The organism is Drouetiella sp., from assembly GCF_059504425.1.
The window spans coordinates 320,582-344,826 of record NZ_JCACIN010000025.1 but is presented as its reverse complement, the minus strand read 5'-3'; the positions used below and the strand labels follow the sequence as shown (position 1 = coordinate 344,826).

The 24,245-nt window shown below is 49.6% G+C and carries 20 protein-coding genes; 9 read left to right on the top strand and 11 right to left on the bottom strand.

What is annotated here, in order from left to right:
* Positions 1-64: 64 nt before the first annotated feature.
* Positions 65-1,366 carry a carboxyl-terminal processing protease CtpB gene (gene ctpB, locus AC5JMP_RS07100; RefSeq protein WP_495850729.1) on the bottom strand — a complete coding sequence of 434 codons (1,302 nt, stop codon included), beginning with the start codon at positions 1,364-1,366 and terminating at the stop codon, positions 65-67.
* Between the two features lie 290 nt (positions 1,367-1,656).
* Positions 1,657-2,556, bottom strand: a complete 900-nt coding sequence (gene hetR, locus AC5JMP_RS07095; protein ID WP_495850728.1) for a heterocyst differentiation master regulator HetR — start codon at positions 2,554-2,556, stop codon at positions 1,657-1,659.
* A gap of 1,041 nt (positions 2,557-3,597) precedes the next feature.
* On the opposite strand from hetR, the gene AC5JMP_RS07090 reads away from it, so the two are divergent.
* Together AC5JMP_RS07090 and AC5JMP_RS07085 are read left to right on the top strand one after the other, a co-directional pair.
* Positions 3,598-5,040, top strand: coding sequence for an IctB family putative bicarbonate transporter (locus AC5JMP_RS07090; protein WP_495850727.1), 1,443 nt, complete (start codon positions 3,598-3,600; stop codon positions 5,038-5,040).
* Between the two features lie 106 nt (positions 5,041-5,146).
* Complete coding sequence (locus AC5JMP_RS07085; protein ID WP_495850726.1) at positions 5,147-5,347, top strand: heavy metal transport/detoxification protein; 201 nt, start codon at positions 5,147-5,149, stop codon at positions 5,345-5,347.
* Between the two features lie 408 nt (positions 5,348-5,755).
* Here AC5JMP_RS07085 and AC5JMP_RS07080 read toward each other — a convergent pair whose 3' ends face one another.
* From AC5JMP_RS07080 to AC5JMP_RS07070, 3 genes are all read right to left on the bottom strand, one after another.
* Positions 5,756-6,295, bottom strand: a complete 540-nt coding sequence (locus AC5JMP_RS07080) for a Dps family protein (protein WP_495850725.1) — start codon at positions 6,293-6,295, stop codon at positions 5,756-5,758.
* Positions 6,296-6,377: 82 nt separating this feature from the next.
* Complete coding sequence (locus AC5JMP_RS07075) at positions 6,378-9,095, bottom strand: TIGR03960 family B12-binding radical SAM protein (RefSeq protein WP_495850724.1); 2,718 nt, start codon at positions 9,093-9,095, stop codon at positions 6,378-6,380.
* Positions 9,096-9,308: 213 nt separating this feature from the next.
* Positions 9,309-9,644 (bottom strand): STAS domain-containing protein, encoded by a 336-nt coding sequence (locus AC5JMP_RS07070; protein ID WP_495850723.1) that lies wholly within the window; start codon positions 9,642-9,644, stop codon positions 9,309-9,311.
* Between the two features lie 926 nt (positions 9,645-10,570).
* On the opposite strand from AC5JMP_RS07070, the gene AC5JMP_RS07065 reads away from it, so the two are divergent.
* Positions 10,571-10,765: a hypothetical protein gene (locus AC5JMP_RS07065; RefSeq protein WP_495850722.1), complete on the top strand. Its 195-nt coding sequence runs from the start codon at positions 10,571-10,573 to the stop codon at positions 10,763-10,765.
* A gap of 41 nt (positions 10,766-10,806) precedes the next feature.
* Here AC5JMP_RS07065 and AC5JMP_RS07060 read toward each other — a convergent pair whose 3' ends face one another.
* Complete coding sequence (locus AC5JMP_RS07060) at positions 10,807-11,238, bottom strand: hypothetical protein (RefSeq protein WP_495850721.1); 432 nt, start codon at positions 11,236-11,238, stop codon at positions 10,807-10,809.
* A 145-nt stretch (positions 11,239-11,383) separates the two neighbouring features.
* Between AC5JMP_RS07060 and pip the strand changes: the two genes are divergently transcribed.
* Positions 11,384-12,331, top strand: coding sequence for a prolyl aminopeptidase (gene pip, locus AC5JMP_RS07055; RefSeq protein WP_495850769.1), 948 nt, complete (start codon positions 11,384-11,386; stop codon positions 12,329-12,331).
* Positions 12,332-12,356: 25 nt separating this feature from the next.
* Here pip and AC5JMP_RS07050 read toward each other — a convergent pair whose 3' ends face one another.
* Positions 12,357-13,223 (bottom strand): alpha/beta fold hydrolase, encoded by an 867-nt coding sequence (locus tag AC5JMP_RS07050; RefSeq protein ID WP_495850720.1) that lies wholly within the window; start codon positions 13,221-13,223, stop codon positions 12,357-12,359.
* A 40-nt stretch (positions 13,224-13,263) separates the two neighbouring features.
* Positions 13,264-13,977, bottom strand: a complete 714-nt coding sequence (locus AC5JMP_RS07045) for a lysophospholipid acyltransferase family protein (RefSeq protein ID WP_495850719.1) — start codon at positions 13,975-13,977, stop codon at positions 13,264-13,266.
* Positions 13,978-14,769: 792 nt separating this feature from the next.
* On the opposite strand from AC5JMP_RS07045, the gene metG reads away from it, so the two are divergent.
* The 3 genes from metG (at position 14,770) to lptC (ending at position 18,556) form a co-directional block, all read left to right on the top strand.
* Positions 14,770-16,362 (top strand): methionine--tRNA ligase, encoded by a 1,593-nt coding sequence (metG, locus tag AC5JMP_RS07040; protein WP_495850718.1) that lies wholly within the window; start codon positions 14,770-14,772, stop codon positions 16,360-16,362.
* Between the two features lie 148 nt (positions 16,363-16,510).
* On the top strand, positions 16,511-17,122 hold the full coding sequence (locus tag AC5JMP_RS07035) for a LabA-like NYN domain-containing protein (RefSeq protein ID WP_495850717.1): 612 nt from the start codon (positions 16,511-16,513) through the stop codon (positions 17,120-17,122).
* 276 nt (positions 17,123-17,398) lie between these two features.
* Positions 17,399-18,556, top strand: a complete 1,158-nt coding sequence (gene lptC / locus AC5JMP_RS07030; RefSeq protein ID WP_495850716.1) for an LPS export ABC transporter periplasmic protein LptC — start codon at positions 17,399-17,401, stop codon at positions 18,554-18,556.
* A gap of 19 nt (positions 18,557-18,575) precedes the next feature.
* On the opposite strand, the gene AC5JMP_RS07025 is transcribed toward lptC, so the two are convergent.
* Positions 18,576-19,877, bottom strand: coding sequence for a D-alanyl-D-alanine carboxypeptidase (locus AC5JMP_RS07025; RefSeq protein ID WP_495850715.1), 1,302 nt, complete (start codon positions 19,875-19,877; stop codon positions 18,576-18,578).
* 140 nt (positions 19,878-20,017) lie between these two features.
* On the opposite strand from AC5JMP_RS07025, the gene AC5JMP_RS07020 reads away from it, so the two are divergent.
* Positions 20,018-20,686 (top strand): cofactor assembly of complex C subunit B, encoded by a 669-nt coding sequence (locus AC5JMP_RS07020; protein ID WP_495850714.1) that lies wholly within the window; start codon positions 20,018-20,020, stop codon positions 20,684-20,686.
* A 61-nt stretch (positions 20,687-20,747) separates the two neighbouring features.
* Complete coding sequence (locus AC5JMP_RS07015; RefSeq protein WP_495850713.1) at positions 20,748-21,527, top strand: hypothetical protein; 780 nt, start codon at positions 20,748-20,750, stop codon at positions 21,525-21,527.
* Positions 21,528-21,751: 224 nt separating this feature from the next.
* On the opposite strand, the gene AC5JMP_RS07010 is transcribed toward AC5JMP_RS07015, so the two are convergent.
* Both AC5JMP_RS07010 and AC5JMP_RS07005 read right to left on the bottom strand, forming a co-directional pair.
* Positions 21,752-22,882 carry a pentapeptide repeat-containing protein gene (locus AC5JMP_RS07010; RefSeq protein WP_495850712.1) on the bottom strand — a complete coding sequence of 377 codons (1,131 nt, stop codon included), beginning with the start codon at positions 22,880-22,882 and terminating at the stop codon, positions 21,752-21,754.
* A 73-nt stretch (positions 22,883-22,955) separates the two neighbouring features.
* Positions 22,956-23,864 (bottom strand): hypothetical protein, encoded by a 909-nt coding sequence (locus AC5JMP_RS07005; RefSeq protein ID WP_495850711.1) that lies wholly within the window; start codon positions 23,862-23,864, stop codon positions 22,956-22,958.
* Between the last annotated feature and the right edge of the window lie 381 nt (positions 23,865-24,245).

Here is a 24,245-nt window from a genome sequence, read left to right as displayed (position 1 = left end):
AGGAGCTCCGCGCTCCTTCCAAAAAATTTCATGCCTGGAATCAGTAGCATAAAACCCCTTCTAGCTACTGACGGACTGTACCTGAAGGCGTTTGGTTGATCGCAACGGTCGATCGCAGCGCATTAACGGCTTTGGCATACTGCGGATCAGCATTAGTACCAATCAGGGTTTGGTTGCCTGATAGCGTTTGCTGCTGTTGCTCCGTTAATCCCACTTCGATCGTGGGCGTGATGCCGCGATGGCTAATGTCAGTGCCGTTGGGGGTGTAGTAATGGGCGATCGTTACTGCCAAACCTGATCCATCTGAGAGCGGATGCACCGACTGCACCAAAGCTTTACCAAAGGTTTGTGTGCCCACCACTACAGCTCTGCGGTTGTCGAGGAGTGCTCCCGTCAAAATTTCACTAGAGCTGGCAGAGTTGCCATCTACAAGCACTGCTAGAGGTAGCGGCGTGAGGGCAGTATGGTTGGCTGCAATGTCTTGACTGTCGCCCTCGCGGTCAATGGTCTGAACAATTTTGCCATTGTCAATCCACATACGCGAAATCTCGACGCTTGCGGATAGTAGCCCACCTGGATTTCCCCGCAAATCTAAAACAAAGGCATTCACGTTCTGATCTAGTAAACCCTGAATCGCGCGGCGCATCTGGTCAGGTGCGTGACTGCTGAACTCTGTCAGGCGAATGTAGCCGACTTTGGCGTTGCCCTCTTGCCGCACTGACGAATGAACGTTGGGAACCTCAATTCGCGCCCGTACTAGCGGCAAATCAAAGGGTGTCTTACCCTCACGACCAATCTTAAGCGTAATGGGCGTTCCGGCTTCACCCTGAATAAGCTTAGAGGCATCTTCAACGGTCATTCCTGCTGTAGTCTTACCGTCGATCGCCACAATTTGATCCCCGGTCTTAATTCCAGCAGTGCTGGCGGGCGAGTTTTCTAAGGGCGAAACAACGGTCAAGATCTGGGTGGCCGGGTCAACCTGTAACCGAATGCCTACTCCTGACAGCTCCCCTGAAGTTTGATTGGTCAAAGACTGATACTGTCGAGGATCCATAAATCGCGTGTAGGGATCTCCCAAACGCTCCAACTGCTGACGTAGGGCAGTGTAGGCTGACTGAGTAGAGGTATAGCTTCCCTTCAAAAGCTCTTGCCGAGCTGATTGCCAGTCCACTTGATTAAATGACCCATCCACGTAATCTCGATTGACAATTTGCCACGCTTCGTCTAAGACAGCCTTGGGGCTATCTTGAAAAGCGGCTTGAGCCACCGGAATGAAGGGTGAACTCATCAAAGCTGCCGTTGTGGTAATGGCTCCACTGAAGAAAGCGGCTTGTAGAAACCGAACCAGAGAAGGGGGTTGAGTCATATCGGTTGAACTTAGGCAGTTGGGGGTAAGCAAGTCAGCAAGTTGTAGCGCACCCAGAGACGGTAATTTTAGCAACGCCAAAGCCACCGCTGTTTCAAGGCAGGAGCCATAGAGCTAAAATCCATGATCTGAAATTCATAAGCCAGAGCCTACAGAGCCAAAGCTACAGAATATTGTTTCGACAAGTTTAGCAAGAGCAAGTCGGTGAATTGCTCAAGATTACTAACTATCTTCACAAATGATAAATGACCTGTCTTGAGACTGATGCGTTTTGTGTAAAGATGGGCTACTTACTCTTCACTCAGCCCTGCCACCATTTGCAGCACAAAAGGCTTACCGCCTGCCTGATGATGCCGATCGGCCCAAGCTCTGAGCAGTTCATCTAGCTCAGAGAGGGCTGTGTCTATGCGATCGGGTGAGATATCCAGCTCCTCAAGCACTCGTACTGCCTTGGGCTTGCGCTCTGCCCAGTCCTTCATCATGCGGAAGAAGCGAGCTGTATCTTCAACCATGGTGTAGGTTCGCTCTTCTTCGTCAGCCGGAGCATAGGAGGCACGGGTCAGAGCATAGAAGGGCATTCCCCAAGGGGAATCAATCCGGGTGACCGTGCCAGAGTAGGTCAGCCGCCGCTTAATGTGCTCTGCTAAAGCCTCGCTGAGCGCCATTTGTCGATCGGAAGGCAGATCTTCCTGCGATCGGCTGTGTAAAAACTCAATAATGTCTACAAATTGGAAAGAGTTGATCAGCTGCGCGTCAGGCAGGTTGGGCGGCAGCTTTTCCTCAATTTGCCGCTTTTCTTCTAGGGTTAAGCTCGTGCTTTGGATACGTGATCTCCCAGGCTGCCAGGGATACTGCTCTAGCCAGACATAGGGAAACTGAATCAGATAGCGCGGCTCCTGAGCGCCCAGCATCTTCATCAACTTGCCTTCAGTAATTGCCTGCCGAACTTCCTCAACAATGACCTTGACCCGCTTTGGCTCAATGTGATGCAGATGCCCCGTCATCCGCAGATTTTGATCCTGCTCCAGATAGGTCATGTAGATGGCGCATTTTGCTGCTGTAGCAGCAGCATCTAGAAATGCACCATGCCGATGTCCACCCGTTCTCATGGCGCTAAAAGCCAGGTATAGCATGATCTGATCCATGGCGCTGGGACTTAACTGTTTGATCAGATCGCTGTCGGTAGTCATTCTTATTAGGCAGTCAGGTGGCTTAAAACGACAAAAAACTCTGTTACTATAGCTCTACTTTTGGCAAGCTGCGACAAGGCTAATATCCCTTGGCGATGTTTTAGCTCTCCTCTACTTGAGCAGCAAGTCTTGGTGCAGCAAGTCTTGGTAAGGAAAGATCTCGTAGCATAGATTATTCTTAGCTATATTGACATAGTTAAGCAATGAATTCTTACCTTTTCTAACCTAATAAGTCTTGAAAATCAAGTTCTGGGTATCTGAAAACTGAGGTAGAGCATTAATAGTAATAATTTCATACCTAGCTCTTAATAGGATTAATACGACTATAGAACAACTACAAACCAGGATTTCAGACGGCTTGTAGTTTTAGTCTTTCGTTCTTGTGGCTTCAAATTATCAGCATACTTCTCTCGCCCAAAATAATATAGATAGCATCTATTTAAACTCAGCAAGGCTGATAAAAATACAGGATTGATGCTGTTTTTAAGCTCGGTTTTTTGCTACTAAAACTTGCAACCATAATCAAGTTTTGAATAGCATATTCTCTAGATTATACGATTTATCTTCGCTAGTCTTTTGAAAAATCATTAATGCAATATAGTCTAGAAGCAGCTTAGCTAAAAGCTAACAGCCCAATACTAGACTATTGCTCACACGTCGTCCGCTCCCGCGATGTTGGAATGAGTTGATGAAGCCATCCGTAAGATTTGTTGTTTGAATGTAGGAATATTCGAGAATAGAAAGCAGCCTTTGTGAAATAATGACGATGTTGAAAGCCATGGGAAATTTCCAGATCAGCGGTTATATTCCCAGATACATTGATTGATGAAATTGATCAGGAATAAATTGGCGCTTTCGAGCTAAAAATAGCTAACTTTCCCAAAGATTGAGTAATGTTTCAGTGATTCTAATGAGTCAGAAGAGTGGCGATCGCCAAGGTCAACTTCATCATTTTTGAGTATAATTTCGCAGAGCCTTGCTGCTTGATTCATTTTCAAACACCCACAACAGTAAAACCACTTAATCTCTGATTGAAGCCCTATGAGTTCAGTTTGGCAGCACTTGACCTTGATAAATCTTCCTCTCCCGCAGTGGAATCAATCGAGCTACCTTCATCGTTGGGTGGGCTTGCTCAAAGATTGGCGCAAGGACAGTTGGTTTATGCAGTGGGCAGACGAGTGGGGGGCACTGCTGGTGGCACTCGTTTTTGGGTTGTCTCCGTTTGTCTCTAATGGACTGACCGGAGTTGTGCTGATTGCTTGCGCTGGATTTTGGCTACTGCTAACGCTCTCTGATGATATGGGTGATATAGGTGATGCAGGAGCGGATGATGCAACGAGTACAGGGGTTCGCAACTCGATCGCGGGTTATACTACTCCGATTCATCTGCTGGTATTGCTCTACTGGGGAATTGCGACGGTGTCAACAGCCCTGTCGCCTGTCCGAGCAGCTGCGTTTGAGGGATGGACGAAGCTAACGCTGTACATGATGCTGTTTGCTCTGATGGCGCGGGTGCTGCGATCGCCCCGCATTCGTTCTGTCGTGATTTTGGTTTATTTACTGGTGGCGCTGTTGGTCAGCGTGGTAGGGCTACGGCAGTGGTTTTTTGGCGCAACGGCGCTAGCTACCTGGGTTGATCAAGGGTCAACGATGGTGGGAACTACCAGGGTCTACAGTTTTCTGGGCAATCCTAACCTGCTAGCGGGCTACCTCTTACCCGCAGTCGTGTTTAGCGCGGCAGCTTTCTTTGCCTGGAAACGCTGGTTGCCCAAAGCTTTAGCGCTCAGCATGTGGATGATCAACGCCTCCTGCCTGATTCTGACCTACAGCCGAGGTGGATGGATTGGTCTTGTGGTGTCTAGCTTTGTCCTGCTGATGCTGCTAATTTACTGGTTTAGCCGCTATCTGCCTCGATTCTGGCGACTGTGGTCACTGCCGATCGCCCTGGGAGTTTCTGCGGCAGTGGTCATTTTCGCAGTTGGAGCTGTTGATCCCCTGCGCGATCGCGTCATGAGCATATTTGCAGGGCGGGACGACAGCAGCAATAACTTTCGCCTCAATGTCTGGATGGCAGTGATTGAGATGATCCGCGATCGCCCAATTTTAGGGATTGGTCCAGGGAATGATGCCTTTAACAAAGTCTATCCGCGCTACCAACAGGCAGGATATACGGCGCTTAGCGCTTATTCGATTCCGCTAGAAATCTCGGTTGAGACAGGTTTGGTGGGTTTAACCTGCTTCCTATGGATTTTGTTGGTTACTTTTAATCAGGGCTGGGTGCAAATTCGGAAACTGCGACAGGTTGCTAACCGAGAAGCTTTTTGGTTAATAGCTGCCGTTGCATCCATGATGGGAATGCTATCTCATGGTTTGGTAGATACTGTCTGGTATCGCCCACAGGTGAATACGCTGTGGTGGCTAATGCTTGCTGTGGTGGCTAGTTATTACTCACCGTCTTCAGAGACAGAAGCGATCGAAGATTGAAACCTATTGCCCTCTGTCTTGAGGATGCATAAGCTCCGCCCATGGCTCAATGCGTGAATTCAAGCAAAAGTAGACAATAAGCTTGAATTCACACATTGAGAAAAATATGGCACTTAAACTACATGTTCCAACTCTGAGCACTCCTGAAGCTGCAAAATCTTTGAGAGAAACCATTCTGACCTCTGAGCCTGAAGCAAAGGTAGACATAGATATAGAGGCACATACAGTAACGGTTGAATCGCAAGCTTCTGAAACCACGTTTAAGCAACTGGTTACTGCGGCAGGTCATCAGATCAGTAATGTATAGGATCGGTAACGTATAGAAAGTGTTGCTGCTGGAACCGAATTTTTTTGAAAGGAGCGCTCTATGCCCCTCTCAAAAAAACTTATCTAATTTAGCAACCGTCAAGGCGGTTAGGATAAGGACATTTCGGGTGGGGCACTTCGCGCCCCACCCGAAATGTCATACTAATTTAAATTGGAACCGCGACAGATCCCGGTACAGGCTTGGCAATGCCAAGCCCCTTCTGAGGTTCGATGTACCCACAAATTCGCTTAAATCGGTATCATAACAAAATGTCCTAAGCAAACTGGCGACCATTATGCTTGACAAGCAAAGAGGCAGAAACCTAGGTTTCTGCCTCTTTAAATTAGTTCGCCTCTTCAACCTAATTTATGGAATCTTCTACTAAACGAATCTCAGACGCGATTCGCTCTACACACCTACAGGTGACTTGATTTTGGCATTGGTTTTGCTGCCATCAGATACAAGCGATTCGCCTTCAATAAACGATCGCAGCATCCATGCCATTTCCTCATGCGCTTCCATTAAAGCCGTCAAGAAATCTGCGGTGCCCTCATCGCCGAAGTCTTCGCTGCTTTGACCAACGTGACCGCGCAAATTACGAATAATTTGCTCATGATCTTCTACAAGATTTGCCACCATTTCAGTTGCAGTCGGCACATCGCCTGCATGTTCTTTAATGGATGCCATCTTCAAAAATCCTTCGGCTGTGCCTACAGGATATCCACCAAGGGTACGAACTCTCTCCGCAATGCTATCAACACTTTCGGTCAAAGCCAGATACTGCTCTTCCCATAGCTGGTGCAGGGTACGGAACTGAGGTCCAGTCACATCCCAATGATATTTTTTGGTTTTGATCAGCAGTAGATATGCATCTGACAAATCTCTGTTGAGGAGTTCAATGACGCCCTGCCGCTGTTCTTCACTCAAACCAATATTAAGTTTACGCATCGCTTTGCCTCTGGAGTAGCTTCTGCTATAAGTTGACCAAATTCAGTTGCTAAGAACATCAACCTATAGATAGATCAAGCCTTCAGAGCAAATGGAGTTGATGACGATGGATGTGCAGAAGCTGAAATTCGCGATCGCTCACCTGTTGCAGCATATAAACCAAATGCTCTGGGCGTAGCAGGTTGCCATCATTATGACAGGTACCTACAAAGCGTAAGGTGACTCCTTCAGCGCTAGGATGAGGCGTTTTTAGCGCAGCTTCTGCGATTGCCAATTCAAACAGACGATCGCGTAAATTGACCTGACGAATCTGTCCAGATTTCGTAGTTTGCTGCATCCAAATCTCGGAGCTGTTCTTAATTTGGGCTATCCAGGTCTGCCAGTCGTCAACCGAGGCTTCCCAGACAGATTCTTCTGAGGGATCGACCGCGTTAACTCTAATCAAATATTCAGCTCGATCGAGTCGTTGCGTTGCTGAGGGCGCATTGGGGTCGATCGCCTCCACCTGATAAATCGGCATTTCTGCGGGCAGCTGAGCCGCAAGCTTTTGGCGAAATTCCTCGATCGCCACCGTCTGCGTCAGGTCAAAATCAACAATTTCGCCAGAGCTAGTCACGCCCAAGGGCAGGGCGCTGGCGGGCGCAATCCGAGGAGTGGGATGAAAGCCGCCTGTGAAAGCGATCGGAATTGAGGCACGGCGGATAGCGCGATCGAACAGTCGAATTAAGTCCAGATGGCTAATGAGCGCCATATTATCCAGCTTGCCAAACCAGACCCGCAGACGCTGAACTCGGTTTTGGTTGGGCACAAACTCCCCGTCAAATTTGGGAATCGGCAGGGGCGGCACCACCACGTTATGACCAAAATCAGTGCCGCACACGCCGCAGTGCGAACAGCCGTCAAAAGAGCAATCTGGGACGATCGCCGCCTCCAAAGCACGCTGTAAGTCATCTTTAAGCCAAGACTTGTCAATGCCTGTATCCAGGTGATCCCACGGCAACGGCGCATCCAAATTGGGCAGCAGGTGATCCTGTGCTTCTAGCCCAGCCATTACATTCCACTCGCCATTTTCAACCTGGCGATACTTCCAGGTAAGGGCAGACTCCTCGATTGCCTGAGTCCAGGCGGCAAAAGCGCGATCGAGACTTTCCCACCAGGCATCCATTCCGGCACCTAGCTCCCAGGCGCGGCGCACCACAGGGGCAAGACGGCGATCGCCCCGTCCCACAAAATCCTCCATTGCCGAAATGCGCACATCCGTAAAGTTGACCTTTAGCCCACGCATGGTTCGGAACTCCTGCCGCAGCAGCGACTGCTTGCGCTTAAATTCTGTCGTCGAAACAGAATGCCACTGAAAGGGAGTATGGGGCTTGGGCGTAAAGTTGGAAATGGTCACATTGAAGCTGAGTCTTTTTCTGCCCCTGCCGCTACATTCTCGTTGCAGCCATCGCATCGTCTCCGCGATGCCCAGCACATCTGCATCAGTTTCACCCGGTAGCCCAATCATAAAATAGAGCTTAATCTTGTCCCAGCCCTGCTCAAAAGCCGTTTTCACGCCCCGAAGCAGCTCTTCGTTGGTCAAGCCTTTGTTAATGATGTCTCGCAGTCGCTGTGTGCCTGCCTCTGGCGCGAAAGTCAGCCCTGATTGCCGCGTTCCGCCCAGGATATGGGAGATATTTTCATCGAAGCGATCGACCCGTTGGCTCGGCAAAGTCAGCGTGATGTTCTCATCCTTCAGCCGATTTTTGATCTCCATGCCGACCGCAGGCAGCGCCAAATAGTCCGAGCAGCTCAAGGATAGGAGCGAAAATTCGTTATAGCCCGTGGCGCGCATTCCCTGCTCGATCGCCTCTACCACATGCTCTGGTGCCACATCTCGCGCCGGACGGGTCAGCATTCCGGGTTGGCAAAAGCGACAGCCCCTTGTACAGCCCCGCCGGATTTCGATCACCAGGCGATCATGTACGGTTTCTACATACGGGACTAGCCCAATAGAGTAAGCCGGAATCGGCGTCGCCACCCGCCGCAAAATTCGTTCTGGCACGTCAGGGCGAATGGGGCGCACGTTTCCCTCTGCCGTCATCTCATAAAATTGAGGCACATACACGCCCGGAACCTGCGCCAGATCCAGCAGAAGTTCCTCTCGGCTCAAGCCTGCCAGCTTGCCTTCTTGAATAATCAGCCCAATTTCGGGCAGAAGCTCTTCCCCGTCACCCATCGCCACAAAATCCAGGAAATCGGCGTAGGGTTCGGGATTAGAAGTTGCAGTTTGTCCCCCTGCGAAGATTAAGGGATAGCTGCCCTGCTCAACGTCCCAGCGACCTGAAGCCTGCCGCTCTTGCCAGGTGAGGGGAATCCCTGCAAGCGACAGCATTTCCAGAATGTTGGTGGCTCCTAGCTCATAGCTGAGGCTAAAACCCAAAATCTCAAAATCAGTCAGTGAACGACGTGACTCTACGGCAAACAGCGGTGTTTGGGTCGATCGCAGTTTTGCCGCCAAGTCAGCAGCAGGAAGGTAGGCGCGATCGCAAAGCTGTTGAGGCTGAGCGTTGAGAATGCTATAGAGGATGATGTGCCCTAAATTAGATGCCCCAACTTCGTAGAGTTCTGGGTAAGTCAGCACCCACCGAACGGTTGCCGCATCCCAAGGCTTGTGGACGGCTCCCAGCTCATTACCTAAATATCGCGCTGGACGAGAAATGTCTGGGATCAGCAGCTGATCAACCAGGCTTGTAGAGGGGGAGACGGTCACGGCAATTTTTCCAGTGGCTAGAGGGATTTCACAATCCGCTTTACTCATAGTCCACTATACCGGATAGCTCAAACTGGATAACTTAGCAAAGCGTGCAGACCCCGCCTCAAACTTAGCTCCCAAACCTGAGGCGACAGTATCGCTATAGCCTTGCGACCCAACCCAATCAAGCTATGACGAGGATGGCAGCACGACAAAGTTGCAGTTGATAGAGGTCTCAGAGCAACAATCGAAACAACCCCAAAAGCTTCAACCCGGCTTTTAGGCGGCAGCTACGTCTAGCTCAGCGGGATGGCGATCGAAGATATTAAACACGCGATCGAGCTGAGTTAGTTCAAACACAATTCGGACAGAAGGAGAAATACCGAATAACCCAAACTGCTTATTCATCCGCTGTGCCAGGGTCAGAGTGGACACCAGAGCCATCAAACCGTGACTATCTAGAGATTCCACACGACTCATATCTACCCACAGAGAAGAGTATTCTTTGGACGAAACTGTCTCTGTCAGTTGCTGTTTCAGGATTTCTGCATTATCTAAATTGATGTGACCAGAAGGCTGAACAACTGTAGCGGTGTGAACGAAAGTGCTTTGCATTGTCCGAATCCTTGTGTATGTCAGCGAACGATTGATTATCAGTGAACGAGTGCGTTGAGGACTGCGCTTAATAGCTGAGGTTGAATAGCCTGCAAGTATTTGAACAAACGCTCCTGGGATGTAACCGACAATAGCTTTGAATTTCTCTTGCCGACCAGTTAGTCCGGACAGTTTCGCGAAATCTTTATCAACCTAGCGTTACAGTTAAAGTTTTAAGTAAGTGATTTCACGAGAGAGTGTCCATGAATACAAATTTTTAACTTTGCAGAGGTTGGATGTGCTTTATCACTCACCTTACACATAAGTTTACACTATCTTAACCCTACTTAAAATATGGGCATTAATCAGCTCCCTTTGACTTTACAAGATTAGTTCGTATTCCTGAACTGTCAAGCATCTCAAGGATGTATCTTGTGTAACAGAATAGTGCTATTCGCAACCTTTGAGGGACGATAGCATTAAATTCTATGAATCGGATATTGCAACGATCGCTCAAATATAGACTCAAGTATCAGTAGATTTACGTAAGTAGAACTCGTCAGGGTCACTATTTAAGACAGATGTTTCTTCACACTTGATCTCTAGAGCTTCCAGGCATATTGAATTTCAAGCAGATTCAGTTTCAAGGAAGGATGTCGAGCGGTTTTCCCATGATGAAGTTTAGGAAATAAAGTTCAGGAGACACGAAGCTCAAAGAACTCTATTGCCGAATAGTATCACAACGCTACATTTTGACAAGTTCGATTAGTAACATCTTGGCGATGTCATAATTCCTCTGATGAGGCATCACCTGCTGCTTTAAAGACATAGAAATTTGTGATTAAGATCACTCTTAATCAGCGGTCTGGATCATGTGCATATGGGAATAACTACAAGAAGATTGGGGCTATGGAATGCCCTCTCGATTTGTCGCGACCCGATTTACTATGAAACCCTCCCATATAATTCGGCAGCTTGTTGCTAAGGCCTTGCACATTAAGCAACTCACCCCCGATATTGAAAATGAGATCAATTATGAGTTGACCCGCTTAGGTCATATCTCAGATACAGACTATGAAGCGCTGGAACTGCTAATGTCTGAGATGGATGCAGGTCGCATTCACCTGGTTCCCAGTCCTTAAAATTTCTTGGCTTTGGGCAGGTTCATGTCTGAAATGTATTCTTAGGGCTGAAAGGCTTCAGGATGGGTTTGCCAGACATTCTGAATAAATGCCCGAAGTAGATGATGCAATGCGGATGGTTGTGGAACCGTCTGTGAAAAGGCAGCTTGATGCCTCGTCATTTCCGCTTTAGAGATTTCAAGCTCTGTCAAAATGGGAATAACCTGTGTATCCAGAGCAGCTTGAAAGAGCGATGTGGGACAAAGTAGGTCGGCGCCTTCTCGCAAGTCGTAGAGGAGGGGCTGGTTGTCCAAGTGGCGATCGTCGCTCTTGCTCAAATCATCCACCAGACCTGATGCGTCTACCAATGCTATGGGGCGCACCCACGCCAGCTGTCTATCCTCAACAATTTGGATGACCTCCGCATACAAACGGGTCTTCTGACACTCTAAGTAAACGATCTGTGAGGATTGAAATTTTGCCTTAAAGCTCATTCTCGAATAGGTATCTGCTCAGGTAGATACAGGCTCAAATGGAGGTGAGCTTGCATAGGTGCGAACTTCCTCAATTGTAGTCTGCGTTAATCTTGATGTCTGAACTATCATTTGAGCCTAGCTTTTGAGCCTAACAAGTATGTCTTTGAGAGAGCTTTATCCGGCGCTCGCCCCTTACCACGCAGATACTCTTCAGGTTTCTAACCTGCATCAGATCTACTTTGAGCAAGCAGGCAACCCCCAAGGTCAGCCCGTTGTCTTTCTGCATGGTGGGCCGGGGGGCGGTATCAATTCAATTTATCGTCAATATTTTGATCCTCACCAATGGCGGATTATCTTATTTGACCAGCGGGGCTGTGGACTTAGCACCCCTCATGCCGAGTTGCGGGAGAACACAACCTGGGAGTTAGTTAGCGATATTGAAAAGCTACGTACCCATCTGGGCATTGACCAGTGGGTTGTATTTGGGGGGAGTTGGGGCAGTACGCTATCGCTAGCCTATAGCCAAACTCACCCCAAAGCCTGTAAAGGACTGATTCTGCGAGGAATTTTTTTGCTGCGTCAGCAGGAATTGCGATGGTTTTATCAGGAAGGTGCCAGCTATATCTTTCCAGACGCATGGGAAGCCTATTTGCAGCCCATTCCTGTTGCCGAGCGGCATGATTTGATTGCGGCTTACCATAAACGCTTGACTAGCGACGATCGCACCGTTCGGGCTGAGGCGGCTCGTGCTTGGTCGATTTGGGAGGGCAGCACCAGTAAGCTATTGCCAGATCCGGACTTGCAGCAACGCTTTGGTGAGGATCAGTTCGCCGATGCCTTTGCGCGAATTGAGTGTCACTACTTTGTGAATCGAGGATTTCTAGAGACGGAAGATCAGCTTTTGCGAAACTGCGATCGCATTCGTCACCTGCCAACAGTGATTGTTCAAGGTCGATATGACGTGGTTTGCCCAATGGCTTCTGCCTGGGAACTTCATCAAGCTTTGCCCGAAGCAGAATTTGTAATTGTGCCCGATGCCGGACATTCCATGACCGAACCTGGAATTCGCAGCGCTTTAATTCAGGCAACCGATCGATTCACAGCGCTTTAGTCCGTAAACGCTTTAATCCGCAAGGCTACGAGAGAGTTTTGCCTAGAACTGCTCCGTTGTTCACCCTCTCATCGGCGTTTTCGTTGGCGTTTCCATTGGCGTTACGAGACGGCTGAAGAAACTGATTAACTTTTAAGATGTCGTAAAGATCCACAGCAGACTCCAGCAAACAGGCATGACCACTATCTGGCAAAAGATGCATCTGTGCATTGGGCATGAGGCCCACCAATCGCTGCGCTTCATCCATAGAGGGCAAGAGGCGATCGCGTTGACTGCCTACCACTAATGTAGGTTGGTGAATGTTGCGAAGAACTGTGTCGCTTAACTCAAATTCTCGGAGTAGCGACATCCGCCAGATTGACGCTTTTTGAGTGACAGACTGCATGGCATCCAGCAGGGCACGGCGATCGCTGGCTTCGATACGTTCTAAGGCAGCAAGAAAAGGTAAAAATCCAACGCAGGAAGCTTGATAAACCAGATCGGGCACAGGCTGTATCAGATGCGATCCCCAGTAGATCCAAAAGGACTGCTTGAAAGAGGTGGCCGGATTTAGCAAGATGAGCCGATCGAACAAGTGGGGCGATCGTTCCATAACTTTTAGTGCCAGACAGCCGCCGAAAGATTCAGCACAGAGATAAACGGGCTGCTGGGCACCATGCTCTAACTCAGCTTCGATTAAACGAACCACCTGCGACGTTAGCTGATCCCAAGGCGTTAGATCGCTGGGTGGTAGAGTCAAACAACGAATATCAAAAGCTTGCTCTAAACCTGCAAGCTGGCGACTTAAAAGCTGCCCTGTGCCATCCATTCCTGGCAAATAAATAAATAAAGGCGCTTGGGGATTAAGTGGACGAGGAACACGAAAATAAGGAGGAGAGTAAGCATCACGCATTCGAGTTATTTGCCCGTAACAGTTATTTCCTGTGGCTCAGCTATTGCCCATAGCGAAGCAAATCCGCAATTTCAGACTGACATTCAGCCTTCAAATCCGATACTACTGACTTCGCCTGTTTACCCTTATAACCATCGCGCTGGGCAGACGTAATCCACATAGGGCGACCGATCAGCACATCAACCCGCTGGTAAACCACCATAGGATGCCATCCCGACTGTTGAAACAGTGGCTCTGAGGGATCAAAAAAGCTCAAAAGCTGTAAGGGCACCGCAGAGTTTGTCGTTTCGGTGTGGGAAGCGATCGCCACAGGTAAGATCGCCAGATCCTTCACCGGGGCACGGAGCGCCAGATGGGCAAAACCACGCTGAAAATCACCCATTTCGCTAGGGTGAGTTGGCTTAATCATAGGCTCTGCTCCTTCTGGGAACAGCCCCACAATTTGGCGAGTTTGGAGCAAGTCGATTGCCTGGTGAAAGAAACTTTGCTGACGCTGATCGGGTGTATCCAGCGGAAAGCATCCCAAGCGCATGACAAATTCTCGCATAAGAGGCACCTGCCCCATGTAATGGTGGCAAGCAAACCGAATCGGACGTTCGACTGCTGCCATCAGCAGAGGAGCATCCATGAAGCTACGATGATTGCTCACTACCAACACTGCGCCATCCTGGGGGATACGATCCTGATGATGACAAAACATACGAGTACCTAGCAGCCGAAGCAACTGCTGGGAAATGAACAGCGGACTCTGCATCAACCCTTTTCTCTTGCGTACCTTAAGTTGTAACCTTTCTTAATCTTAGTTCGCTTTTTGAGCGATCGTTCTCAGAATCAACCTTATTAGATAGCATTCTCCACCTCATAGGGAAGAAATGATGAAGGAATCCGCTGGGGTGCGATCGCTGCCCTAGAATAACTTGCCTCTTTTTCTATACGACAAGCAAGGAGCGAGGACTGAAAGGACAAAAGATCTGCAGCCACTCTAGGCAGTCATTTTGAGTCAGGCTTATTTTGGGTAGGTAATTCTATATTAGGAGAATCTTAAGATATCTCAGGCTAAAAAGGGATTAGGGATAGCTGAATGCTAGGCTCGGAACGCTGAAGTTAAAGTTAGCAAATTCATGGCGAAATGCAACGTAACATACACATAAAGGATTGATTTAATAACTAAAATTAATCAGTTAGATGAAGGTTAACAAAGACTGAAACTTTTCTCCTGTGAGTATCCTGAGCAAACTAAGGTTTATACCTACTGAGGTAAACGCTGCTCCTTATGAATGTTCAATCAGTCAGTTAGAGAGGTAAGTTAGCTGGGAGGCAGAATTTGTCTGGTCAAAGGTCGCTGAGTTTATTTATACTGAGTCTATCTAACATAAGGTTTAAAATATTTACACAAATTGTTCTAAGAAGCTGTTCATAAGGTGATGGTGAATCAAGCCAAATCCATTTAAGTCATCAACACTTTAAACAGCTCTAAAAAAATTAGAGTACTCCAGCTAGGCTCTCCCGCTTAGGCAAGGATGAGGTTCAAAAATTTTAATGATTCATGAGTTCTAAAGCCATACAAAGCCGATTTTCAATTTCTACCCCTATTTATTACGTCAATGATCTGCCGCATATGGGCAGTGCTTATACGACGATCGCCGCCGACGCCATTGCTCGATTCAACAGGTTAAAGGGCAAGTCTGTCTTGATGATTACGGGCACCGATGAGCATGGGCAAAAGATCCAAAGAACGGCAGAAGCCGCAGGACGATCGCCCCAAGCTCACTGCGACCAGTATGCTGCTGCCTTCGTTTCCCTTTGGGAAAAAATGAATATCCAGACCGATCGCTTTATTCGCACCACATCAGCGCGACATGAGGCAATTGTCTACGAGTTTTTTCAGCGCGTTTGGGAGAGTGGCGATATTTACATGGGGCAGCAGCAGGGCTGGTACTGTGTCTCCTGTGAAGAATTCAAAGAAGAGCGTGAGCTGCTAGACGACCACCACTGCCCTTTGCACCCTAACAAAGCTGCTGAGTGGCGAGATGAGCAGAACTATTTTTTCCGGCTCTCCAAGTATCAGTCGGCGCTAGAGCAGCTTTATAGCGATCGTCCAGATTTTATCCAGCCTGAAAGCCGTCGGAATGAGGTTCTTAGCTTTGTCAGTCAAGGACTGCAAGACTTTTCGATTTCTAGGGTAAATGTCGAGTGGGGCTTTCCGCTGCCCGTGAATCCTGACCACACAATCTATGTCTGGTTTGATGCGCTGCTTAGCTACGTGACTGCCTGTGTAGATCTGGAGGCAGAGCCAACTTTGGAAAACGCCCTTAGCGGTGGCTGGCCCGTGGACATCCATCTCATTGGCAAGGATATCCTGCGGTTTCACGCGGTTTACTGGCCAGCAATGCTGATGTCGGCAAATCTACCCCTTCCCGGTCAGGTGTTTGGGCACGGATTCTTGACGAAGGATGGGCAGAAAATGGGCAAGAGCCTTGGCAACGTCATCGATCCCGTAGATCTAGTGGCGCGCTATGGATCAGATGCCATTCGCTACTACTTTCTGAAGGAGATTGAGTTTGGGCGAGATGGCGACTTTAATGAGGCGCGTTTTATCAACATCCTTAATGCTGACTTGGCGAACGATTTGGGGAATTTGCTCAATCGTACGTTGAAGATGGTGTACAAATACTGCGATCGCCAGGTGCCCACCGTGGCCATTTCAGAAATCCCCGCTGAAGATATTTTGCGCTCTAAGGGCGAAATGCTGGGTGAGCAAGTAACTCAAGCCTATCAGGCGCTTGCCTTTAGCCAAGCTTGTGAAGCCATTCTCTCTTTAGTGAGAGCCAGCAACAAATATGTGGATGAACAAGCTCCCTGGACGCTTTACAAGCAGGGCAAGCAGGTGGAGCTAGAGCGTGTGCTATATGGCGTTTTGGAATCCGCTCGTCTGGCAGCCTATCTCCTCTCGCCGCTTATCCCTAATGTCAGCACTTCCATCTATCAGCAGTTGGGATATAGCGTTGATTTCAATCAGCAGGATGCGGCTGCTCCATTTGAGACCCATTCTCTGTGGGGAGCGCTGCCGACAGGACAAACTTTAGGGGAGGCAATGCCTGTGTTTCAAAGACTTGAGCTGCCCGCTCCGCCCACATAGGCGATCGCGGTTTGGAGTCAAAAATGATTTCAAGGATGACTCTGATGCCGTCAGTTTTGTTCAGCCTCGCTCAGTTTAGTTAGGATAGCCTAAGTATTTTGATTTTTTTGTTTAATTTTTTCATAATAAAAACGAGGTTTGAGAAATCATGTTCAGCAGTCATCCCATAGAAGGCGATTCTCTGTTCACGCCAGAACAGGTATTAGAAAATCGAGGTCGTGTTGCGATTTTCATCGACGGCTCTAATCTGTTTTATGCGGCGCTTCAGCTTGGGATTGAAATTGACTACACGAAATTACTCTGCCGCCTGACTGCCGGATCTCGACTGCTGCGGTCGTTCTTTTATACAGGAGTCGATCGCACCAATGAGAAGCAGCAGGGCTTTCTGCTCTGGATGCGGCGGAACGGCTACAGAGTCATTTCCAAGGATCTGGTGCAGCTCCCAGACGGCTCTAAGAAAGCCAACCTGGATGTAGAGATTGCAGTAGACATGATGGCGCTGGTGGGTGCCTATGACACGGCGGTTTTGGTCAGCGGCGATGGCGATTTGGCTTATGCAGTGGATGCCGTCAGCTACCGGGGGGTACGGGTAGAGGTCGTGAGTCTGCGATCGATGACCAGCGACAGCTTGATTAATGTTGCCGATCGCTACATTGATTTGGATTACATCAAAGAAGATATCCAGAAAACGCCGCGTCAGAGCTACACCTATCGACCGCTGTCAGGCATTGGTTTGGTGGATGAGGTGGGCGACGAGTAGGCTCTTATAGAAATGAAGTTTTGGGTGAAGCGATCGCTCTGCCTAAAACTCCACTTCGAGATGCCGAGAATAAAATCAGGGAAGGATTTACTCTATTTCTGCGTCTAATATTCGGTCTAAATCCGGCGAGATTTTGGCAGCCGATTTGTTGAAACATCGGCAGCATAGCAACCGCCCAAGCGGTTAGGACGGGGACACTTATGGTGGGGCTTTGCGCCTCACCATAAGTGTCCTAGGCAAACTGGCGACAGTCCTATTTATCTGGATTGAGGAAAAATGGCTGAAAGAAAAACTGCTCTCTTGCTGCTAGTGCTGGCTTTAACGCTGAACACAAGCTGTCGGCAGGGCAGCCAAGCTACTAAGAAACTCGCTGAAGATAGCTCTGCGGCACAGCAAGCCAGCTCGAATTTGACGTTCGACAATATTACCCTTGAACAAGCGGACGACGGAGGGCAGATACTCTGGAAGGTTAAGGCCAAACAGGCAATTTATAGCCCTGACCAGAAGATTGCGAATGTGATCAGTCCAGATGGCGATATTTACCAAAACGGTAAAGCTATCTATCATGTGCAAGCTCAAAGGGGCGAAGTGTTGAAGGATGGCGATCGCATTTTTCTGCGGGGTCAGGTGGTCGCGACCGATCTCAAGAGTGGCGCGGTCTTGCGCGGAGACGAGCTAGAGTGGCGACCCAAGCCTGATGTCATGACCATTAGAGGCAATTTGCGCGGCACGCACACCAAGCTAAAAATGTCCTCTAATCAGGCGAAGCTGATGAATAGGCAGCGCCGCATGGAGCTATCGGGTCAGGTGATTGCCCTGACGCAGCAGGAGCCAAAGGCGCGAATGCAGTCCGAACGCTTGATCTGGGAGATGGATAAAGATCTGGTGACGAGCGATCGCCCTGTTCAGGTGCAGCGTATTCAGGGCGATCGGGCGATCGACCAAGCTGAAGGTCAGCAAGCCGAAGCCAACCTCACCACAAAGATTATCAAGCTAAAGCAAAATGCGAACTTAGTCTTGTTCGATCCACCTCTGCAAATTGCCGGAAATTCTCTGATTTGGGATTTGAGTAAGCAAACCCTAGTTGCCGATCAGCCTGTAACCATTCTGCATCGCCAGAAGCAAATCACCGTCACCGCAAACGCTGGGCAAATGGATTTAACACCCAAGATCGGTCGCCTCAACGGCAATGTTCACGCCGTTAATCCCCAAAACCAATCGGAGCTATTTACCGATCGCTTAGTCTGGGATATGCCGACTCAGCGAATGAATGCGGATGGCAACATTACCTACAATCAGAATGATCCACCCGCCACCTTGCGAGGCGCTAGAGCTTTAGGCAGACTAGATAACAATACGATGGTTGTCAGCGGCGGCACAGAGGGCGGTGATGGCAGAGTCGTAACCGAGATCGTGCCCGAAGACTTCAACTGAAGCCTTAAACTAAATTCGGTTAAAGCACTTGATTGCGGCTAGCATTGCCCAGCCAGTTAATTGGATTGCGGCTGCGATCGCCCGGTATCACTTCTGCGGGTAGCCGCACGGGCTTTCCCCAAGAAGCCTGCAAGTTTTCTAGCAAGCGATCCTGCTGATCGTGAAAGTCGCCTATGTCTCCTGCGCCCAAATTGATGATGGCAAACCAGATCAGACCGCGATCACGGGTGGGCAAAACTCCGGCAAAGGCGCTCACTTCGTTCAGCGTTCCGGTTTTGACGACGGCAGATTCTGGCGTGAGGCGACCCTCCAAGGTGCCGCCGTCTCGTCCGGCGATCGGAAACAGGTCGGAAACATCCATCTGGTGCTTTTGTAAATAGTCCTGGATGCTGATCAACATAGCGACGACCGCCCTAGAGGAAATGCGGTTTTCTACTCCTAGTCCCGAACCGCGAGCGATCTGAATTTCGGCGATCGGCACGTTTGCAGCCTCAGCAGCCTTCTGCGCAACGACCTGCGCCCCACCCAGTGAGTTCGCCAGCATCTCAGACATGGGGTTGTTGCTGTAGATGTTCATGGACTTGAGAATGGTCGCCAACGGCATCGACTGGTGACGAATCAACGGCTGGCTTGTCGCTCCTGGCATCGCTCCCACCCGGACAGCGCCCATGATCTTTACCTGCGGGCGAGGAGTGCCCACAGGCAGCTTTTCGTACTGCGCGGCTGCTTCTCCAGACCATAGATCAGCATCTAGTCCTTGCTTCAGCAGATCGCCAGACGCTGCCATGGGTTCAAAGTTCATGGAGAAGTTGCCCGTGATCACCAAGTCGCCCGTGACTTGTCGAACGCCAGCCTGGTTGAGGGCATTGCCAAGGGCGATCGCCTCCTCCCAAACAAAAAACGGGTCGCCCGTGCCTAATACGATCAAATCACCGTTGAGTACGCCATTTTTCAGCGTGCCGTTTGTGCTAACCAGAGTCTCAAACTGGTAGTCAGGGCCCCAAGTGGTCAGGGCGGCAAGGGTCGTGGCAATTTTGGTCAGAGAGGCGGCTGAAAGCGGAGTGCTGCTCTGATGCTCTGCCAAAGTCTGATTGCCCATCTGAATCAAAACCGCCTGATTCTCTGGTGGAAAACCCATGGCTTTGAGGGCATCTAGATGCTGCTGAATTGCCGCCTCAGCCGCCGGATCGGGAATGGGCGTGGTCAAGGTTTGCACTAGGCTGGAATCGAGCCAGCCTGACCAGTTCATAGTCCGCAGAGCTTCTGTCTCAGGTGTACCATTAAAAAGTAGAGAGAGCAGTCCGCCCAATAAATCTTGCACAAGTACCGCCTTTAGACTGAATCTCAGTCAGCAAATAATCTCAGTCAGCAAATAATCTCGCTCAGCGCATAATTTCAGTCAGGACATAAATTCTAGTCAGAACATGCCCTCAGTAGATATAGTACATACCTCGCTCAAAAATGGCTAAGCCCGATCAAAATCAAGTTCTTCGACAATTGCCGATCGCTGTGGGAATAATCGCGGGTTCGCTGCTGATGCTGAATCGTCTGCTTACTCCCGATCTGACTGCATCTCAGGCGCGATCGGATGCTCTGGGCATCATTCTCAGCGCACTGCTGATTTTGACAGGGTTGTTATGGCAACGCATCCAGCCGCAGCTTCCTGATGCCGTGGATCTAGTGGGTGAAGAAGGCTTTGAACTTGCGCCCGCCTTGCCGGATGCCCTTAAAACTGAGCTGGCTTGGGCATCACACTTGCTGCTAACCAACACCGTGACGCGATCGCTGATCGTTTGGTACGACGGTCGGGTGTTGCTGCGGCGCGGTATCTTGAGGGCTAAACCAGAAGGCGTGGATCTTGTGATCAAGCCAGGGGCGATCGTCCAGAGGGTTTTGTCTACCCAGAAGCCCGTTTATCTGGTCAAGCTCGATTTGTATCCGGGTCGCGTCGAGTTTGATTACCTGCCCGAAAACACTCAGGGCGTGATCTGCCAGCCGATCGGCGATCGGGGGGTGCTCATTCTGGGGGCAAATGCTCCTCGCAGCTATACTCAGCAAGACGAAAACTGGGTGGCTGGCATTGCCGACAAGTTGGGCGATACGCTGGGATCGTTGGCTGCTGTGTCCTGATACGGGTCGGGAATGCCTGAAAGCGGTAGTAGAGTTTTACGACTGCCAGGTAACTTGCTCGATGAATTGCTCTCCCTTCCTGCTCCCCCTCCGCCGGATTTTGATCTCCTGCCTAGCACTGCCGCTGCTCCTGATCAGCGCTGGCTGCAACGGGTTATGGATGTCTCAGCTATCCGAGCTGCCCTTAACAATGCGCGTTACCCCTGTGGATGCAGGCGTTTATGCGATCGCTGGAGAAACCCGCCTTCCCGAAAATACGCAGATCACCGTGGCAGCCGTCCGGTATTTGGCGGTAGATGAGTTGCCAACGGATAGTTTGCCAGCAAATAGTCTATTGGTAAATGCTACCCAATTTAACCCAACACCCACCTATTCCATCTTGGCGTATCAACCTGCCAAGGTGACAAAGGGCAAATGGCAGACACAGCTTGATCTTTGGCAGGTCGCTAAAGACGGAAAATATCAAGAAAGCTGGCAGCTAGAGCAGTCTCGCCTGGGGGTTTCTTTCAAGCCTTCTGAAAAAGTGATGTTTTTGGCAACCTTGCCCCCCGCAGATGATCTGTCTGCGTTAGAGCAGCGGCTAGCAAGGCAGGGAATGCGATTAGCCATTGGAACAGTGCGTAGCACATCTGAAGGGCAGCGCTATGCGCAGGTCAATCAATCTTTGGCGATCGCCCTGCCCACTGGCGAGACGGCACCGCCCACCTCTGCGGATGAAGCCAACTTTGGCTGGGGCGATCGCTATTTAATCCCTCAAGAGCCTCAAAATCCCTACGACTTGCAGTTTCCAGGCGATCGACAAACCAATGCGCCGCCGATGCCAGACGAGTTCTTGCAGTAGGGATAAGTTATGGCAACCGCCAAGGCGGTCAGGACGGGGACATTTAGGGTGGGGCTTTGCGCCCCACCCTAAATGTCCTAAGGATTGTGGATTAAATAACCTGTACAACCGATCTGCTGTAGGGGCTTAGCAATGCTAAGCCCCTACCCCAAGAATTACATCTTGTTAAATCCATGTTCCTAAGCAACCTGGCGACAGTCATACATTTTCAGGCTGTATCAACATTAGATTAGGTAATCAGCTTTGTTGCGATCGATTTGTTCTAAACTCTCTAACTCCTGCTCTTCTGGCTCCTGCTCTTCTGGCTCCTGCTCTTCTGGCTCCTGACTCCTCACTGCATCGCTCAAAATCGTGTTGCTCAAATCAGACTCGTCTAGATTAGTGCCCACCAAAATCGCCGCATCGAGGATAGCCCCAGACAGGCTGGCACCCCAGAGGTTAGCATTCGTGAGATCGGCATCTGTTAAATTGGCTTCGCTCAAGTCAGCGCCCCAGAGATCGGTTCCTGTCAGGTTAGCCCCTGTCAAATTGGCTTTGCGCAGATCGGCACCGATTAGACTCATTTGGCTGAGGTTGGCATTTTGTAGAGAGGCTCCGGGCACAATCCAGTAAACCTGAAGCTGTGAGGGATTCAAATCTTTTGGAAACTGAGTTTTGGCATTGCAAAGCGCACCCTGAATGTCTGTTGCCTGCAAGTTGGCAAGGCGTAAGTCCGTATCAAATAGGTTTGCCGCCTGGAGGTTAGCGCGGCATAAGTTAGTCTGATGTAACTTGGCTCCATTGAGATTGGCGCGATCGAGGTTAGCATCTAACAAATCCGCGTGGCTTAAATCGGCTTGGCTAAGGTTCGCCTGACTCAAGTCGGCACCAAATAAATTAGTCCCTGTCAAGTTAGCGGCACTCAAATCAGCCCGACTCAGATCTACGCCGCTCAAATCTTTGCCCCTCAGATCGATACCCTCCAATATTGCACCGGGTGCAATGCGATGTAGCTGAGATGGCTCAAAGCCGATTGGGAATTGCGTGGTTTCGTCAATGATTGCGCCTTCCAAATTGGCGCTTTCAAGGATAGCTTGCAACAGGTTTGCGCCTCGCAGATCGGCTCCTCTCAAGTTGGCATGGGAGAGATTTGCCGATTCTAAAGTGGCACCACGCAAGTCTGCACTGCGCAGATCGGCGCTGCTTAGATTTGCTTCGGACAGGTCGGCTCCCCACAAATCAATCTGCTGGAGATCGGTTCGATGAAGATCGGCACGAGTCAGAATTGCCCCGCTAAAGTCTTTTTCGCCGACTCCATAGCTCTGCACCAGTTCATTTGCGTCCATGCCAGTTGCCTTCTCTAGGTCGATCGCCACAATTTAAGCTACCTGTTCTGAGCCGCCAGCTCTGAGCTACCCGCTCTCAGCCGCCCGCTCTCAGCCGCCCGCTCTAAGACACCCACTCTAAGTAGGCTTCGGGCTGCAACGCCCACACGGCATATCTTTCACCCACAGAGGTGATCACGACGCGATCGCCAAGTTGATAGAGACGAGTCGCAAGTTCTAAGACTTTCTCCTGACTCTTGTGGGTGCGCACTAGGCTGTAATACTCGCCTTCTAGAAGAATGGCGAACAGCGTATCTTGACGGTGAGGCACCCGAATTCGATAGGTTTCATAAGGCAAGCTCATTTGCCCTGGCACAGCGTTTGCAGAGCCGATTAACTCAAAAGATTGATGTGAGGTGGATACCGCGATCGGGATCAAGTTTTGAGAGGTGATATTTTCAGAATCTACCTGGAGTGACTCTGAGCTGATCCAGCCCGACTCTAGAATTGAACTCAAGGCTTGCTGAGTTGGGGCGGATTCTTCCCAAGAAAACTGATCGATTGAGCTTTCTGGCTCAAAGTTCGGTAGACCAGAACTGGTAAAAGATATCTTTTGTTCTGATGACCCAACGCTTTCCTGCGAATTCAAAAAATCCGCGATGGCGGTTTCTACGTTTTCTGTGAGCAATAGTGGATCAGACTGCCCCTCTGCCTCTAGCTGACGAATTTGGGAATTGAGGGCATCTTTCTGAAACTTAGAAAGCTGATTTGCCGGATGCATCCGTCTGAGGATTTCGATGGTTGCCACACCTGCCCCGACGCTCACCACGATCGCTCCACCCACATAGCGAATGGCAGCACTTTTATTTTCACGATTGAAAAAAGGCTGAGAGGAGTCTTCTAAAAACTGAGGCGGCACGAACTCAACCACCTCAGTGTTGTTAAGAACAAAGGGAAATGTAAGAACTGAAAAAACACCGCTCGACACAAGGACGGCAGGAAGTATCACATTTCTCATCCGAAATCGACTCATGTCTCGCCGCTCCCAACTCGCTGCTGCAAGGATAAATTTTGTTTGCGGTAGAATAACGCCTGAGTAGTGGTGTCCAGGTAATAATTTTTTGTTGTGAGGCTTCGTCCCCACAACAAAAAATTATTACCTTTTGAGGACTACCTAATGCTAGATAGTAGGGGTGACCATCGCGCTTTCGCATGACAACCCGTTCAAGCTTTGAATCTGAGCAGAGTCTGATCCCTTTAACATCAATACACCTCTGCTCAGGCATGATCCGGCTGAAGCACACAAAATCCTCTTACCGAAAAACCAGCCCAAAAATATTGAGCGTCCTGAAGCCAAATTCTTTTACTGGGGAACGCTAGAGATGTAATTGTTAGCTAGAGACGTAATTGTTAT

Excerpts from the sequence above, each read along its gene's own strand:
- ctpB (WP_495850729.1), bottom strand. The coding sequence starts at position 1,366 with ATGACTCAACCCCCTTCTCTGGTTCGGTTTCTACAAGCCGCTTTCTTC.
- hetR (WP_495850728.1), bottom strand. The coding sequence starts at position 2,556 with ATGACTACCGACAGCGATCTGATCAAACAGTTAAGTCCCAGCGCCATG.
- AC5JMP_RS07090 (WP_495850727.1), top strand. The coding sequence starts at position 3,598 with ATGAGTTCAGTTTGGCAGCACTTGACCTTGATAAATCTTCCTCTCCCG.
- AC5JMP_RS07085 (WP_495850726.1), top strand. The coding sequence starts at position 5,147 with ATGGCACTTAAACTACATGTTCCAACTCTGAGCACTCCTGAAGCTGCA.
- AC5JMP_RS07080 (WP_495850725.1), bottom strand. The coding sequence starts at position 6,295 with ATGCGTAAACTTAATATTGGTTTGAGTGAAGAACAGCGGCAGGGCGTC.
- AC5JMP_RS07075 (WP_495850724.1), bottom strand. The coding sequence starts at position 9,095 with ATGAGTAAAGCGGATTGTGAAATCCCTCTAGCCACTGGAAAAATTGCC.
- AC5JMP_RS07070 (WP_495850723.1), bottom strand. The coding sequence starts at position 9,644 with ATGCAAAGCACTTTCGTTCACACCGCTACAGTTGTTCAGCCTTCTGGT.
- AC5JMP_RS07065 (WP_495850722.1), top strand. The coding sequence starts at position 10,571 with ATGAAACCCTCCCATATAATTCGGCAGCTTGTTGCTAAGGCCTTGCAC.
- AC5JMP_RS07060 (WP_495850721.1), bottom strand. The coding sequence starts at position 11,238 with ATGAGCTTTAAGGCAAAATTTCAATCCTCACAGATCGTTTACTTAGAG.
- AC5JMP_RS07050 (WP_495850720.1), bottom strand. The coding sequence starts at position 13,223 with ATGCGTGATGCTTACTCTCCTCCTTATTTTCGTGTTCCTCGTCCACTT.
- AC5JMP_RS07045 (WP_495850719.1), bottom strand. The coding sequence starts at position 13,977 with ATGCAGAGTCCGCTGTTCATTTCCCAGCAGTTGCTTCGGCTGCTAGGT.
- metG (WP_495850718.1), top strand. The coding sequence starts at position 14,770 with ATGAGTTCTAAAGCCATACAAAGCCGATTTTCAATTTCTACCCCTATT.
- AC5JMP_RS07035 (WP_495850717.1), top strand. The coding sequence starts at position 16,511 with ATGTTCAGCAGTCATCCCATAGAAGGCGATTCTCTGTTCACGCCAGAA.
- lptC (WP_495850716.1), top strand. The coding sequence starts at position 17,399 with ATGGCTGAAAGAAAAACTGCTCTCTTGCTGCTAGTGCTGGCTTTAACG.
- AC5JMP_RS07020 (WP_495850714.1), top strand. The coding sequence starts at position 20,018 with ATGGCTAAGCCCGATCAAAATCAAGTTCTTCGACAATTGCCGATCGCT.
- AC5JMP_RS07015 (WP_495850713.1), top strand. The coding sequence starts at position 20,748 with ATGAATTGCTCTCCCTTCCTGCTCCCCCTCCGCCGGATTTTGATCTCC.
- AC5JMP_RS07005 (WP_495850711.1), bottom strand. The coding sequence starts at position 23,864 with ATGAGTCGATTTCGGATGAGAAATGTGATACTTCCTGCCGTCCTTGTG.